This window comes from Ancylomarina sp., assembly GCF_041555295.1.
Classification (GTDB): domain Bacteria; phylum Bacteroidota; class Bacteroidia; order Bacteroidales; family Marinifilaceae; genus Ancylomarina.
In genome coordinates this window covers 1-13,334 of record NZ_JBFFKR010000018.1, presented here as the reverse complement: position 1 = coordinate 13,334, position 13,334 = coordinate 1, and the positions used below count along the sequence as shown (strand labels likewise).

Below are 13,334 nucleotides of genomic sequence, written 5' to 3'. Positions count from 1 at the left end.
GTCCCCCTGAAAAAGCATTTTTTTTTTTACAAATATTAAGGTTTTTTAGTCTACGCAAACGTTTTCTGCTGTGTAGATGTATTCAAAATAAGATACGTAATATTCTCTCTGTTAATCATCTAAGGATTTAGATGTCAGAAATGTGGGTGAATACACCCATGACGAAATGGGTATTGTCTGTCTCACAAATAGGTCTTTTCTACCTTTTTTGCTCCTGCCAAATCGGCTTGTTTTGTTTGTAGTGATTCGATTCACTTTACTAAGAGCTATTTACAAACAAAACAACACGAGTATGATAACTTTTATTTTAAGTATAGTTGCCCTTATTCTAGGGTATCTGATTTACGGAAAATTTGTTGAGAAAAAATTTGGGGTCGATCCTGACCTGGTTACGCCAGCAATTGCAAAAGCAGATGGTGTCGATTTCGTTCCTATGAACTGGAGGAAGATCTTCTTGATTCAATTCCTTAATATTGCCGGCTTGGGACCTATCTTTGGAGCTATTGCTGGTGCTCTTTGGGGACCAATTGCCTTTATATGGATTGTTGTCGGCTGTATTTTTGCCGGTGGGGTTCACGACTATTTCTCTGGAATGCTTTCGGTTCGCCACGGTGGAGCCAGTATCCCCGAAGTGGTTGGGAAATATTTGGGTGCAGGGATGAAAAAATTCATGCGTGTCTTTTCTGTTATTCTATTAGTGCTTGTGGGCGTTGTCTTTATAAAAGGTCCTGCTGCCATTCTTACCGGACTAACAGGAGTTAATGTTTCTATATTGATTGGTGGTATTTTCTTATACTATATATTAGCTACTATGATTCCAATTGATAAATTGATTGGAAAAATATACCCAATTTTTGGTCTTTCCCTTTTGGTAATGGCTTTTGGTATTGCTGGTGCTTTAATCTTTGGCGATCACAGTATTCCAGAATTAACGGCAACCAATTTTGCCAACATGCATGCCAATCCTTCTAAGTTTGTTGTTTTCCCAATGTTGTTTATTACGATTGCCTGTGGTGCCATATCTGGTTTTCACGCCACTCAGTCGCCACTGATGGCTCGTTGCATGACCAACGAGACGCAGGGAAGAAAGATTTTTTATGGAACAATGATTTCAGAAGGTATTGTTGCCATGATTTGGGCAGCTGCTGCCATGACCTTCTTTGGTGGTGTTCGCGAATTGGGCGAAACCATGGGACAGTCAGGACACAATGCAGCCTGGGTTGTGAATGAAATCTGCGGTAGCCTATTGGGTAAAATTGGTGGTGTATTGGCAATCTTCGGTGTTGTTGCAGCCCCAATTACTTCTGGTGATACTGCGTTCCGTTCTGCTCGTTTGACTATTGCTGACTCTTTTGGTTATTCTCAAAAGAAATTGATTCAGCGTTTAGCGATTACACTTCCTTTGTTTGCTATCGGCTTTTTATTGACTCAAGTCAACTTCGCTATTATCTGGAGATATTTCGGATGGGCTAACCAAACGCTTGCCACTATTGTATTGTGGACGGCTGCCATGTATATGGTGACTAAAGGTCGCAGCCATTGGTTCGCTACCATTCCTGCCACATTTATGACGGCTGTTGTTACAACTTACATTCTTATTGCTCCTGAAGGTTTCCATGTTTCGCATACTATTGCTTATACAGTTGGCATTTTAACTACATTTGCGACTTTGTCAATTTTTTTATACGCGGCGAACAAGAAAAAGAATAAACCCGTATTGAAAGAAGTAAAAGTACACGTGTAATTATCCAAACCTAAACATCTATAAAACTGGGAAATAATGAAAAATAGATATCTTATATGCATGGTGGCCTTGATTCTAACAGGAATTTCAGCCAAAGCACAAGAAAAAAAAGTAAGTGTAAAGTTGAGTGGATTCGTTGCAGCAGAAAGCTATTTCGATACACGTAAAACAGTCAACTCTCGTGAATGCGCTATCCTTTTGTATCCTGCCAATAAATCGTTTGATTCTGAGGGCAATGATTTGAACGATCGCTCAGAGTTTTTCATGACAACCGTGCAATCGCGTTTGCGCGCTACTGTTGCAGGTTTCGAAGCCTTTGGAGCTCAAGGGTCAGCAGTAATTGAGGGTGATTTTGTAGGAACATCAAACGATAAAACGGGTTTGTTCCGTCTTCGTCATGCTTTTATTAAATTGGATTGGGAAAAAGATCAACTGATTGCGGGTAAATTCTGGCATCCTATGTTTGTGCCTTCTGCCTATCCACATGTTTTGCACTGGGGAGCTGGTCTTCCTTTCGGATTATTGAACCGTGCGCCACAGTTGCGATACACTCGTAAGCTAAATACGAATACCACATTGAGTTTTACCGCTTTATCCGAAATGGATTTTAAAAGTACCGGACCTGATGGTGCTAGCGAAAAGTATGCTCAGCAGGCCAGTATTCCTGAATTTACGGCTCAAGTAAAGACAAACTTAACAAAAGGAGTAGAAGCAGGTTTTACTGCAGGTTACAAAACAATTATGCCGCTTACCGTAAATAGCAATGGTGTAAAAACAGATGAGAAACTGGGGAGTTACTATTTCAATACCTGGTTAGGTATGACTGGTAAGAAATTGAAGTGGAACCTTCAGGGAATCTATGGTCAGAACATGTATAACTTCGTGATGATTGGCGGATACGGTGTGAAAAATGTGAAAGCTAATGGCGATTACGAATACACCAATATCTCTACCATGAATTTAACCTCTGATTTGTTTACAACAACGGGTAATGTTCGTTATGGTTTAAACCTGGGATATAGTAAGAATTTAGGTGCTGAAGACGATTTGGCAAAAGGATCTGATGATAAGTTTATTGGCGTGTATAGTCGTGGATCGAATATCGATTATCTATACCAAATTTCTCCACGTATCGAATTCCTATCAGGTAAAATGAAATTTGGTGGTGAAATCATCTATACGGGTGCTGCTTATGGTACAACTCAAATAGATGGTACTGTAGCTGATGCCGATCTTGTAAGCAGTACAAGATTACTCTTGCATGTAAAATACTCTTTCTAGATATCTGAATCACAAAATGAAAAGCAAAGCTATCAGGCGATATTTATGAGTATAGTTTTGTTTTTTTGGTAAATAGAAAGAACAGGTCCGTCGTTCTGACGGGCCTGTTTTGTTTCATATCTTTGTTAATACTTATTCAGAGACGTTTCATCTTAAATTCGATTTAGTATGAACAGCATAGAATTAATTCGCTTAGCATTAGACTTGCCTGTTAATTGGGAAGTAAAAGATTTTGAATTTTCCGGAGACGATTCTCAATCACTCCACATTACGACTTGCTATACGCGAAAGGATAAATTCCTCAATGAGAATGGATCTGAAATAGAAATCTGCAATTTTATTGATCGTAGCTTTCGTTATAAAAACCTCTTCGAACTGACTTGCTATATTCATTGTTTGGTACCCCAGATTCGTGATAAGAATGACACCATTAAGCAAGTGAAAACCCCTTGGTATCATCATTAGAATTCATTTATACCTTTAGGATTTCTTACCGGGATATGCCCTATGTTTCTCATCTGCGATTATCTGCATAATCAGCGGGAAAGATATACGCTAAGGATAGATGGATTGAGAAAAAAAAGAGCCCCATTCAGCGCATCTAAACTGAGTGGGGATTTTTCTTTTGTACTGCTTAGGATTCAATTAAATCGTCGGGTGTATTTTGCGACGATTTGGGTTTTGGCAAGCTGTATTTCGCCAGATGGGCGGCATCATCGCTATAAATGATTTGTGCCACATCGCTTAGGGGCTTTACCAAGCTGTAGACTTCATTCAGAAACTGAACACGTTCCTGAGTGATGACACCCCGCTCTTTTTTAAATTTTTCCTGCTTAATGTTCGCCGTTTTTAGATTCAGGGCATCAACATGTAGTTTGTCGATCAGTGCTTCGTTGCAGCCCTGGGCTACAAGCTCGGTTTTGTGCTCCATAGCCGTGCCTGCATGTTCTTCCATAAAAAGAACCATTTTAGCCTGAGAATCCCTAACCTTTGCAAGGTCGTTAAAACCAAATTGATTTTGCACAGCCTTATTGTCTTTAAAGGCTTTGCGTACAAAGTAGGCTACGGTTTTGTAATCGGTATTGCAGGTGCCCATGCTATCCAGCACGTCTTGCGTGAGTTCAGCCATTTGGTCAATAATCACCTGATCCGATTTGAGTGCTGTTACGGCACCCACTGCATTCTTAATTGTGGTTCCGTATTCTACTGTAAAAGTAGAATCCAAAGCCATGAAATCTGCTGCATCAGTAGGGAACATTTCAGCTACCACCTCAGCATGTTCCAGAAGACTGGCTTCCGGTATTTTAAATAGTCTTTCGTTTCTCGACATTTTAAAACATGTTTGGGTTATAAAATAGAGATGCATATAAATCCGGACATAAATTCCGGTTGTGAGAGAGTACTGAAAAACAGGGGCTCATCCTAAATAGCTTGTTTTTCCGGGTTCGATTCTAATTTCTTTTGGCGGAAGCTCAGCCGATCGGGCGGGCTATGCCGCTGCTCGGGCGGAGGCTCCACAAACCGGGCGGGCTATGCCGCTGCTCGGGCGGAGGCTCCACAAACCGGGCGGGCCATACCGCTACTCGGGCGGAAGTTCCACAAACCGGGCGGGCTATGCCGATACTTGGGCGGATGTTCCACAATCCGGGCGGGGAGTCCTTTTTTAATTCGACAGGCATTCCTTACAGTTTACCCTTCCGCCCGATAGGCTGGCTGCCATTTCCGGCTTGTTTGCTCTCATAGATTATTCGTTTTAAGTTCGATACTTACGCTTGAATGTGTGCCGTCTTTATTTCGACGACTATCCTAATATCCCTTAGATTGAAACTCTAACGCTTTGCTCTGATTTGTATTGAAGTTTATTGTTTCCTTTTAACCCATCGTTTATCCATCTTCGTGATAGACAAAACCACTCATCTCCAGCACCTATTTTTAGAGCACTATTAAAATTAAGTAAAATACACCTTATTTTTACTTGTCAAATCTGTCAAGTTTTTCCGAAGGCGCTTAAGGTGTTTGTAAAGCCTTTAATTATGGGGTTTTATTTGACAGTGTGTTTTTCGTTATGATGGCTTTGGTCGGGTGATTTGAGACTGTCAGTTTGTTGCAATGGGAGAGAGGGGGGTATTTCTATTGGTCTTTGCTGTAGAAATAAAAAAGGGAAACGCCATTGGCGTTTCCCTTTACAATTTGATGGTATGAATGGATTTGAACTTAGTCAAGTCCTATAAAAAATTTACCTCCATTAATTTTATTGTTTGCCATTGTAGTATTTTCAAGTATACACCTATTGACGAGTCTGTTTTGTTTCATATCTTTGTTAATACCCATCCAGAGAGGTTTCATCTTAAATTCGATTTAGTATGAACAGCATAGAATTAATTCGCTTAGCATTAGACTTGCCTAATAATTGGGAGGTGAAAAATGTTAAATTTTTAGGAGACGATTCTCGATCACTTCACATCACTACTCGCTATACCAGAAAGGATAAATTTATCAATGAAAATGGATCAGAAATAGAAATCTGTAATTTTGTTGATCGCAGTTTTCGTTATAAAAACCTTTTTCAACTGACTTGCTATATTCATTGTTCGGTACCTCAGGTTCTCGATGAGAATGACACGGTTAAGCAAGTCAAAACCCCCTGGTCTCATCAATAGTATTCATTTAGACCTTTAGGATTTCTTACTGGGACATGCAATATATTTCTCATCTGCGATTATCTGCATAATCAGCGGGAAATATATACGTTAAGGGTAGATGGATAGAGCAAAAAAAAAAAGGAAGCCGAAGCCTCCTTTTTTTATATCTATTGGGTGAGTTCTCGATTAATGAGAAGGACCTTTTACTTTAAGTTGGTCACCCGTATCGTTTGCAACAGCTTTTTTCCATTTTTCGCTGTAACCTGGTTGTTTCATTGTAGGATTCTGATTGTTACCATCCTTAGTTTTGATGTTACCATCCATAAACTTAGCAAATAGGTAACCGTAGAAGTTTCTCCACTCGTTTGTAAGGTTGTCACCTTGGTTACAAGAGAAGTCAGTTAAGAATTCGATAGCAGCAGCCTTGTCAGCCTTAATCATGCCTTCAGCAGCCATATCGATAATCGCTGTAAATTTCTCATATTTTGCTTCAAGAGCGATTTGCTTTGCTCTAATTTCAGGGTGAATCTCTGAATAACGAGTATAAGCAAAGTTACTTACCTGGTTGAATACCCAGAATGCAGACTTATTAGTGAAATCCATCAATTTACCATTACCAACAGCAAAAGTTTCAGGAACACGAGTTGCTGAGCAATACATTGGGAAATATACGGTAGAAGCCGCATCGTCAACACCAAACCAGTTGATTCCACCTACTGCATCGGGTAACCAGTTACGAGACTGAGCGACGAAAGAGAAACCTGTTTGCTGAGTTGCAGTAGCACGCTCGTTGCAATAAGTTACGCCGTCAACTTCCCATGTTAATGGTCTCCAACGGTAAGGGTTACCAAAAGGACCTGCACCCATATCTTTTGCCATATCAAGTTCAGTACCTTCAAGGTGATCTCTCATTGCATCCTTAACCTCTGAAAGTTTAACTTTATGATCTGGCTTAATCCAAAGAGGCATACGGTTAGTTGCATATCCTTTTTTATCAAGCTTAATGTTTCCTTTAGCGTAATCGAAATGCTCAGCCATATCAGCGTTTACACGGTTGAAGAAAGTCCAAACACGCATTTCGCAGTAACGAGCACCACCGAAATCAACAGGGCCATAAGAATCAGAGAAACTAAAATCTTTGTTTTTACCTTCCTTAGGATAAAGCGCTTTCTCTTTTGCGAAAGAAATTACATCCTTAGCGTATACAGTTGTTATGTCAGTATCAAAAATTTTGTCGATTTTATCAGACGAGATAGACGTTTTACCTTCCAAAGGGAAAGTTGTGATACGAGCGTGATTCGCGTGTCCACTAACATAACCGTCAGGAATCATACGAGCCGCCCAAACAGCACCTTTTTCGCCATTACCTTTACCAATCAACTCAAGAATCCAAATCTCATTTTTATCAGAGATAGAGAAAGACTCACCTGAGCTATAGTAACCGTAAGTTTCAACTAATTCAGTCATTACTTTTATCGCTTCACGAGCATTTTTAGAACGCTGAAGAGCTAAATAAATAAGGCTACCGTAATCGATAAGCGCACCTTCTTGTGAACCCAATTGCTCAACGCCACCCCATGTGGTTTCGCCAATAGCCAACTGAAATTCATTCATGTTTCCTACTACAGAGTATGTATGTGCAACCTGAGGAATTTGACCTAAGTACTTTCCAGTATCCCACTCATATACATCAATCATAGTACCTTCAGCCCAATCAGCTGCAGGACGGAAGTAAAGCTCACCGTATAAAACGTGTGAGTCAGCGGCATAGGTAATCATGTTAGAACCATCGGCACTGGCACCTCTGGTAACAAGGTAATTGGTACATGCACTGGCAGTTGAAGCTGTAAAAATGGCTAACAACATGAACAGTGATACGAAAATCGATAACTTTTTCATTCTAATCGTTTTAGCTGGTCTAAAGACAGTTAATATTTGTATTCAGTATAATTTGTTTTTTGTAGTTCGGTCGTTTTGAGAGTTTAAAATTCCCGAAACTGATCGAAGCTGTACAAAAATAGCAAAAAATGGGAGATTAGAAAGTGATAAATGTTTTGTTGATATGTGTTGAATAATATGCTATTCTTGACTTTGAGAAGATTGAGCTAAGGAGGGATGTGTGGATTTTGGGCAAAAAAATAAGTGTATCTCTTATTGTTGAGGGATACACTTATATAAATGTTGATGTTTTATGCAAACACCGCAGTAGTCGGAATCTTTACTTTCTGTTGGCATCGATCGAGCTTTTAATTCTATTCTCTGCTAGTTGCATCAATTCATTTGTAACAAGGAGTTTTTTACTTGCTACCTGAAAGGTTTCTTCTACACGAGTGTTTTTACCAACTAAAACTAAGGCGTAGTTACCATCTGATAAGTTAGATAGATCGAAAAGTTTTTGTGTGTTGGTTTCTGCTTCTACAGTTACGCTATAAAAAACATGACCAGCCTCGTCGTAAACTTTCAACTTAAGATCTGTTGTACTTGTATTAAATACAGACACAATAGAATAGTCGGTGTTTAAATATGGGTTGATACGAATGTTTCCGCTAGCATAGGCAGCGTTTAAACTTAATGTGAATAGGGCGACTAAGGCCAATCCTTTCAATTTCAATTTTAAATTTTTCATCTTTTAAAAATTTTGGTTAATAATTAATTGTTTTGTCAAACGCTTTAAGTGGTTTCGTTTGACATTGTAAATCTATGAAGTAATCTTAGAAATGATCTAGATAAAATTGCTTGAGAGGGCTGTTTTTGCAATTATTTTCAATACAAACGGTTTCGGGATGCCCCGAAAATGTTTGCGCTAGAGAAGTTTATTAGAGAAAATTATCATTAATAGGGCTGTTTTGATAATTATCCAATTATGATAACGTTTTCGTAAATATTGAAAATGGAGTGAAAACGTCAATTTCTTGAATATTGCTTTTGAAAGGAGGTTTTTTTGAAAGAAAAGGATGCCATTTTTTCGAAGAGAGTTCCTTTTATTTGATCAGAGTATAGATGAAATAAAAAATGCAAGCATCTTTTATATAGAAAAGTGCTTGCATCCTTTTTAAACGATTTTACAGAATAACTAACCTCATTGATTTCCACTGAACCAATCTTTAAAGTCATTCACTTTTTCACGCGAAACAATAAGCTCTTTATCTGTTTCCTGATTGAGTTTGACTTTCAGACGTGAGTTGGAATGGATATTAACACGTGATATCGCATTAATATTAACAATGAATGATCGTCCAATACGGAAAAATTCATCAGGGTTTAAGAGTTCCTGCAATTCCTCCATTTTGTAATCGATAATATAATGCTTGCCTTCTTTAAGTAGAATAAAGACATCACGGCCTTCGCTATAAAAGAGATCTATTTCGTTGCAAGTGAAAGAACGTAGTTTTTCACCTACTTTAATCATGAAGCGCGTTTTATAGTTCTTCTGAATTTTAGATAATACCTGACTTAGATTTTCGAAACTTCTGAGGTTTGGCTCTGAAGAAAGAGAGGCTCGCATATTTTCTAGCTTTTTCATGCTGGTAAACAAGTCGTCGAAACTAACTGGCTTTAGGAGATAGTCGATGCTGTTTAATTTGAATGCATTTAGAGCATACTCATTATAAGCCGTTGTGAATATAATAGGTGTTTGAACTTGTACTCGATTGAAAATTTCGAAACTCAAACCGTCAACCAAATGAATGTCAAGAAAGATAAGGTCAATTTTATTGTCGGGATTACCCAACCAGATACTCGACTCACTCACAGAATCGAAACGTTCTATAATTTCAATTTTGGAATCGTATTTATTGATTAAGCGTTCAAGTTTTTCTGCGGCTAAAACTTCGTCTTCAATTATTATGACTTTCATGTGTCTATAATTTGTTTTTAATTTGCCTCATGTAAGTTGCCATACTAGTCTTAGGAGTGGAAACCCTAATTAATGGCTCGTTTCATACTGCGTATTATTTCATATATTCTCTATAAAGAGATCGTTAGATTATTGTTTTGTTATGCTTGGTGGTTCTCCAATTCAATTTTGGGGATTTTTACCATACATATTTTATCTTCTTCAATAAAGATAGCTTTTAAGTTACTATAAAAGCTGATGCTATGATTAATAACATCTAGTAAAGTATTAGGCTTGATGTCTCCTTTTAACCGAGCTGATGAGTTATATTTAAAGCAAATGTATTCATCTTCGATCTCCACTCTGATGTTTAATTTTGTATTGGCATTTACCAATTGGGTTTGCTCAATCAGATTTATCGTTTGTAGAACGGTGTTGGGAACAATCATAATCTCCTTTGCACTTGTTGCCAGCTGCCATTCTACAGATAGATTACCAGAATACAAATAGTTCTGAATTGCTAGATAGTGTTCAATTTTTTTTATTTCATTTTCAAGACTGATAATTTCTGAATAGCGGTTCCCAAGAATTCTACGATAGAATAAGGCCAAATAATCGATATGCTTCTCAGCCTGATCGACATTATTCTTTCGGATTAAGCTGATAATGCCCTCAAGAGAATTGTATAGAAAATCAGGGTTGATCTTATTTCTAAACACCTCGAGTTCGTACTGAATATTTTTTCTATTAAGCTCTTCTTTCTGTAATAGGAGCGAGTTTTGCTTATCGAGAAAGGTAATGCTGATATAAAAAAGGTGATAGAGAATCCCAACTAGAATAAAAACAATTAGCAGCGATATGAGTTGTGATCCAAAACTACTCATCCCAATATAATAGTTGAAATACAGCCATAAACAGGCCGATACTAGAGAAATAGTAATTATAAAGCTTCCTAAAAAAAGGAAACTCTTTTTTATCCATGGTGCAGATATGAAACGATTAGATTTTTCAAAGGCGTTTATCCAAAGTCTATAGGTTTCGAATAAAATGTAGTTGACTAAGATCAGAAAACCCAATTCATCTGGCTGAAAATTATTGATGATTTCGGATAGACGGTCGAATACCAACAGAAGGAGTATGTAGACAAAAATCCCTGCGACTAAAGGGGTAAATATTCGATATAGAGATTGGTTGAGATATTTAGTTTTCATTACCTTGTTTATGTGGCTAGTTCATTTGTAATGTTCTAAGATATAAATTGGTTTTTAATTCAAACGCCGATTATTTTCAGTAATCAGGGGTAAGCTAACTGTAAAGAAATCTGTTTTTTCCAGGATAATATTATCATTTGTGAAAAAGGCATAACGCTTCTTTATATTTTCTATCCCAATTTGGAAGGACTCAGCCTGTTTGCGTAAAGGGTTAATGTTATTGCTTACATGCAGATAATTGTCTTTGCACTTTAGTTTAATTTCTAAGGGGGAATTTTTAGAAATTAAATTGTGCTTAATTGCATTTTCAACTAACATCTGAATACTTAAGGGAGGTACAAAACTGTTTCGTACAATCTCAGGCAAATCAACACTAAGCTTATAAGAATCCTGAAATCGCATTCTGAGGATATAGTTGTATGCTTTAACAAAGGCGAGCTCTTTTTCAAGTGGAATAAGCGCTTTATCGTTCTGATCTAGTATAAAACGATAACTCTCCGCAAACTTTCTAATAAACTCTTCAGCCTTCTCAGGATCTTTATAGAGTAGAGATGAAATTGTATTGAGTGAATTGAAAAGAAAGTGTGGGTTAAGTTGAGATTTTAATGCTTTAAACTGCAAATTCATTTGATTGTTAATCATCTCTACAGATTGGATTTCTTCTCTCTTAAGGTAGTTGAAAGAGTAAATCATGAAATCGAGAATGGTATATATAAAGACGAAAATGAAAAGAATAAGTAAGGTTTTTAAGAATTGGTCTTTATATTCTAACCAAAACTTTTCATAGGTCATTTTGGTCCCGAGCATCATGTCAAAAAGCTCAAGGTAACAAACTATAAGAATGCAACCCGCTAAAAAAAGAGCCAAACATTGAAGTAGAAAACGAAAGCTGTGTTTCTTTTTCCAACTCACAAATTTATTGAGAAGCTTACCTATACCCATAGCTGAAAATCCAGCAAGTAGGCCAAAAGTCGCAGATGTTATATAGGGAATAAATTCTTTTTGGAGAGAAGGTAGTTCCCCAATTTGACTATAATAACTAAGCATATAGCTAAGTATTCCGAAAGCTGGACTTATGACGATAAAACGCAAATATTGCGACATAGTATGAAAGAGTTTGGAATACTTGAAGTTACGAATTGAGATTTAATTAAAGGCTAATTATAAAAGAAACTTCATGACTTTACAATAAGAGGTCGTAAAGTCATGAAATCTCAACTAACTAGAAAAGCGTAATTATGAATCTTTAATTTTTTTTATGAGAGTATATGGCCTTCATAATTTTGCCATAATCATATTCCGAATCAATTTTTTGAGTAGCATCAATCAATGCATTTTGAATTTTTTCATTATCCAAATCCAGCTTTCTTGCCGCTTCAAGCAGAAAGGATGAGTATTCATAATCAGAACTGATATTACTTGCTTTTTCGATGAGTGTTAGTTGTTGTTTTGTACTTAGATCTTCTCTATTCAACATCATTTTATAAAGTTGACTCAGTTCATAAGAGGATGAAATTTTATCTGAAGCCTCCATCAAAAAATCAAAGTTTTCTTCACCCAGTTTATCATACTCCATAAAGTCAAGCAGTATCTCCTTATATGAATATTCTGAAGAAATATCATCCATCATTTCTTTGAATTTAGCCTTGTTCTGAGGTGTTATCATCTTATGCTTAATCATATTTTTCATGATTTGAGTATGCTCATAATCAGAAGAAATTTCTCTGCTCAATTCGATTATTTTATCGATATTATCAAGATCAAATAATTCCTCATTGATAACAGTTTTGATGATGACTCCTTTTTCATAATCGGAATCAATACTCTTTAAGTTATTTAGAATAAGATCTAGTTTTATGGTCGAATTTTTTCCTTCTGAGATAGCCAGCTTGATTAAATTGGATTTTTCAAAATCAGAATCAATATCATCCATTGCCGATATGAAGAGTTCAAAGCTTGCCTCGTTTAAATCATTATTCTTGAAAACAGAATTCAAAATCTGAGATAATTCATAGTCTGATGAAACTTGATTCAGGCTATTAAAAAACTCCTTTGAAAGAATACTGTCATCTATGAATACTGAATTGTGCTTTTTAAAGATTTGAGAAAGCTCATAATCAGAATCGATATGAGATGGGAAACCTTTTAAAAGCTTTTCTTTTTCTTTCTTTCCTAAGTCGTGGTTATCCAAAAGGTAATGAACCATACGTGATTTGAAATAATCACTGTCAGTTGCTTCTAATTCTGATAGAAAAGCATCAACACCACCTTTTTCATATACTTTATTAACACGGTTCTTTAAATCTAAACCTGAGTTACGTACCACTTGAGGTAGTACTTCTTGCATCCATTCACGACCTTTGGGCTCAAATTTAACTTGGTTATTTCCTTCAAAATAAAGTTTATCAAGTTGACCTTCTTGTGATCGGAAATAAAGCTTACGTGTCATTCCGAAACTTACCATGCTAATTTTCAGGTAGCCATCACTAGTAATACTTATTACATCAGTATAATCATTATTGAACTCAATTTCTCCATGAGACGAGACTTTAATATTCTCAGCTTTCCAATTCGAGCTTTCACGATTTGTAATATCCTTATCTAAACTCAATGGGCTTGCT

The 13,334-nt window shown here is 36.9% G+C and carries 11 protein-coding genes; 4 read left to right on the top strand and 7 right to left on the bottom strand.

From position 1 onward, the window contains the following. Window positions 1-292 precede the first annotated feature (292 nt). From ABY905_RS03020 to ABY905_RS03010, 3 genes are all read left to right on the top strand, one after another. Window positions 293-1,744 (top strand): carbon starvation protein A, encoded by a 1,452-nt coding sequence (locus tag ABY905_RS03020; RefSeq protein ID WP_372640320.1) that lies wholly within the window; start codon window positions 293-295, stop codon window positions 1,742-1,744. A 36-nt stretch (window positions 1,745-1,780) separates the two neighbouring features. Beyond that, window positions 1,781-3,025 (top strand): hypothetical protein, encoded by a 1,245-nt coding sequence (locus ABY905_RS03015; RefSeq protein ID WP_372640317.1) that lies wholly within the window; start codon window positions 1,781-1,783, stop codon window positions 3,023-3,025. Between the two features lie 168 nt (window positions 3,026-3,193). Next, a complete protein-coding gene (locus tag ABY905_RS03010; protein ID WP_372640314.1) occupies window positions 3,194-3,490 on the top strand; it encodes a hypothetical protein in 297 nt (98 codons plus the stop codon). 169 nt (window positions 3,491-3,659) lie between these two features. Here ABY905_RS03010 and ABY905_RS03005 read toward each other — a convergent pair whose 3' ends face one another. Further along, on the bottom strand, window positions 3,660-4,355 hold the full coding sequence (locus ABY905_RS03005; protein ID WP_372640312.1) for a hypothetical protein: 696 nt from the start codon (window positions 4,353-4,355) through the stop codon (window positions 3,660-3,662). 1,033 nt (window positions 4,356-5,388) lie between these two features. Here ABY905_RS03005 and ABY905_RS03000 point away from each other — a divergent pair. Further along, the gene (locus ABY905_RS03000) at window positions 5,389-5,685 is read left to right on the top strand and encodes a hypothetical protein (RefSeq protein WP_372640310.1); all 297 of its coding nucleotides are present in this window, start codon (window positions 5,389-5,391) and stop codon (window positions 5,683-5,685) included. A gap of 168 nt (window positions 5,686-5,853) precedes the next feature. Here ABY905_RS03000 and ABY905_RS02995 read toward each other — a convergent pair whose 3' ends face one another. The 6 genes from ABY905_RS02995 to ABY905_RS02970 all read right to left on the bottom strand — a co-directional run. Continuing rightward, complete coding sequence (locus tag ABY905_RS02995) at window positions 5,854-7,566, bottom strand: dipeptidase (protein WP_372640308.1); 1,713 nt, start codon at window positions 7,564-7,566, stop codon at window positions 5,854-5,856. A gap of 319 nt (window positions 7,567-7,885) precedes the next feature. Then, window positions 7,886-8,293 carry a DUF3244 domain-containing protein gene (locus tag ABY905_RS02990; protein WP_372640306.1) on the bottom strand — a complete coding sequence of 136 codons (408 nt, stop codon included), beginning with the start codon at window positions 8,291-8,293 and terminating at the stop codon, window positions 7,886-7,888. Between the two features lie 453 nt (window positions 8,294-8,746). Beyond that, on the bottom strand, window positions 8,747-9,523 hold the full coding sequence (locus ABY905_RS02985; protein WP_372640303.1) for a LytR/AlgR family response regulator transcription factor: 777 nt from the start codon (window positions 9,521-9,523) through the stop codon (window positions 8,747-8,749). Between the two features lie 140 nt (window positions 9,524-9,663). Next, window positions 9,664-10,713: a histidine kinase gene (locus tag ABY905_RS02980; protein WP_372640300.1), complete on the bottom strand. Its 1,050-nt coding sequence runs from the start codon at window positions 10,711-10,713 to the stop codon at window positions 9,664-9,666. Window positions 10,714-10,767: 54 nt separating this feature from the next. Continuing rightward, complete coding sequence (locus ABY905_RS02975; RefSeq protein ID WP_372640296.1) at window positions 10,768-11,817, bottom strand: sensor histidine kinase; 1,050 nt, start codon at window positions 11,815-11,817, stop codon at window positions 10,768-10,770. A gap of 142 nt (window positions 11,818-11,959) precedes the next feature. Beyond that, the coding region (locus ABY905_RS02970) for a hypothetical protein (protein WP_372640293.1) at window positions 11,960-13,334 on the bottom strand (1,375 nt) is incomplete at its 5' end.

Excerpts from the sequence above, each read along its gene's own strand:
- ABY905_RS03015 (WP_372640317.1), top strand. The coding sequence starts at position 1,781 with ATGAAAAATAGATATCTTATATGCATGGTGGCCTTGATTCTAACAGGA.
- ABY905_RS03020 (WP_372640320.1), top strand. The coding sequence starts at position 293 with ATGATAACTTTTATTTTAAGTATAGTTGCCCTTATTCTAGGGTATCTG.
- ABY905_RS02985 (WP_372640303.1), bottom strand. The coding sequence starts at position 9,523 with ATGAAAGTCATAATAATTGAAGACGAAGTTTTAGCCGCAGAAAAACTT.
- ABY905_RS02980 (WP_372640300.1), bottom strand. The coding sequence starts at position 10,713 with ATGAAAACTAAATATCTCAACCAATCTCTATATCGAATATTTACCCCT.
- ABY905_RS02975 (WP_372640296.1), bottom strand. The coding sequence starts at position 11,817 with ATGTCGCAATATTTGCGTTTTATCGTCATAAGTCCAGCTTTCGGAATA.
- ABY905_RS02990 (WP_372640306.1), bottom strand. The coding sequence starts at position 8,293 with ATGAAAAATTTAAAATTGAAATTGAAAGGATTGGCCTTAGTCGCCCTA.
- ABY905_RS03005 (WP_372640312.1), bottom strand. The coding sequence starts at position 4,355 with ATGTCGAGAAACGAAAGACTATTTAAAATACCGGAAGCCAGTCTTCTG.
- ABY905_RS03010 (WP_372640314.1), top strand. The coding sequence starts at position 3,194 with ATGAACAGCATAGAATTAATTCGCTTAGCATTAGACTTGCCTGTTAAT.
- ABY905_RS03000 (WP_372640310.1), top strand. The coding sequence starts at position 5,389 with ATGAACAGCATAGAATTAATTCGCTTAGCATTAGACTTGCCTAATAAT.
- ABY905_RS02995 (WP_372640308.1), bottom strand. The coding sequence starts at position 7,566 with ATGAAAAAGTTATCGATTTTCGTATCACTGTTCATGTTGTTAGCCATT.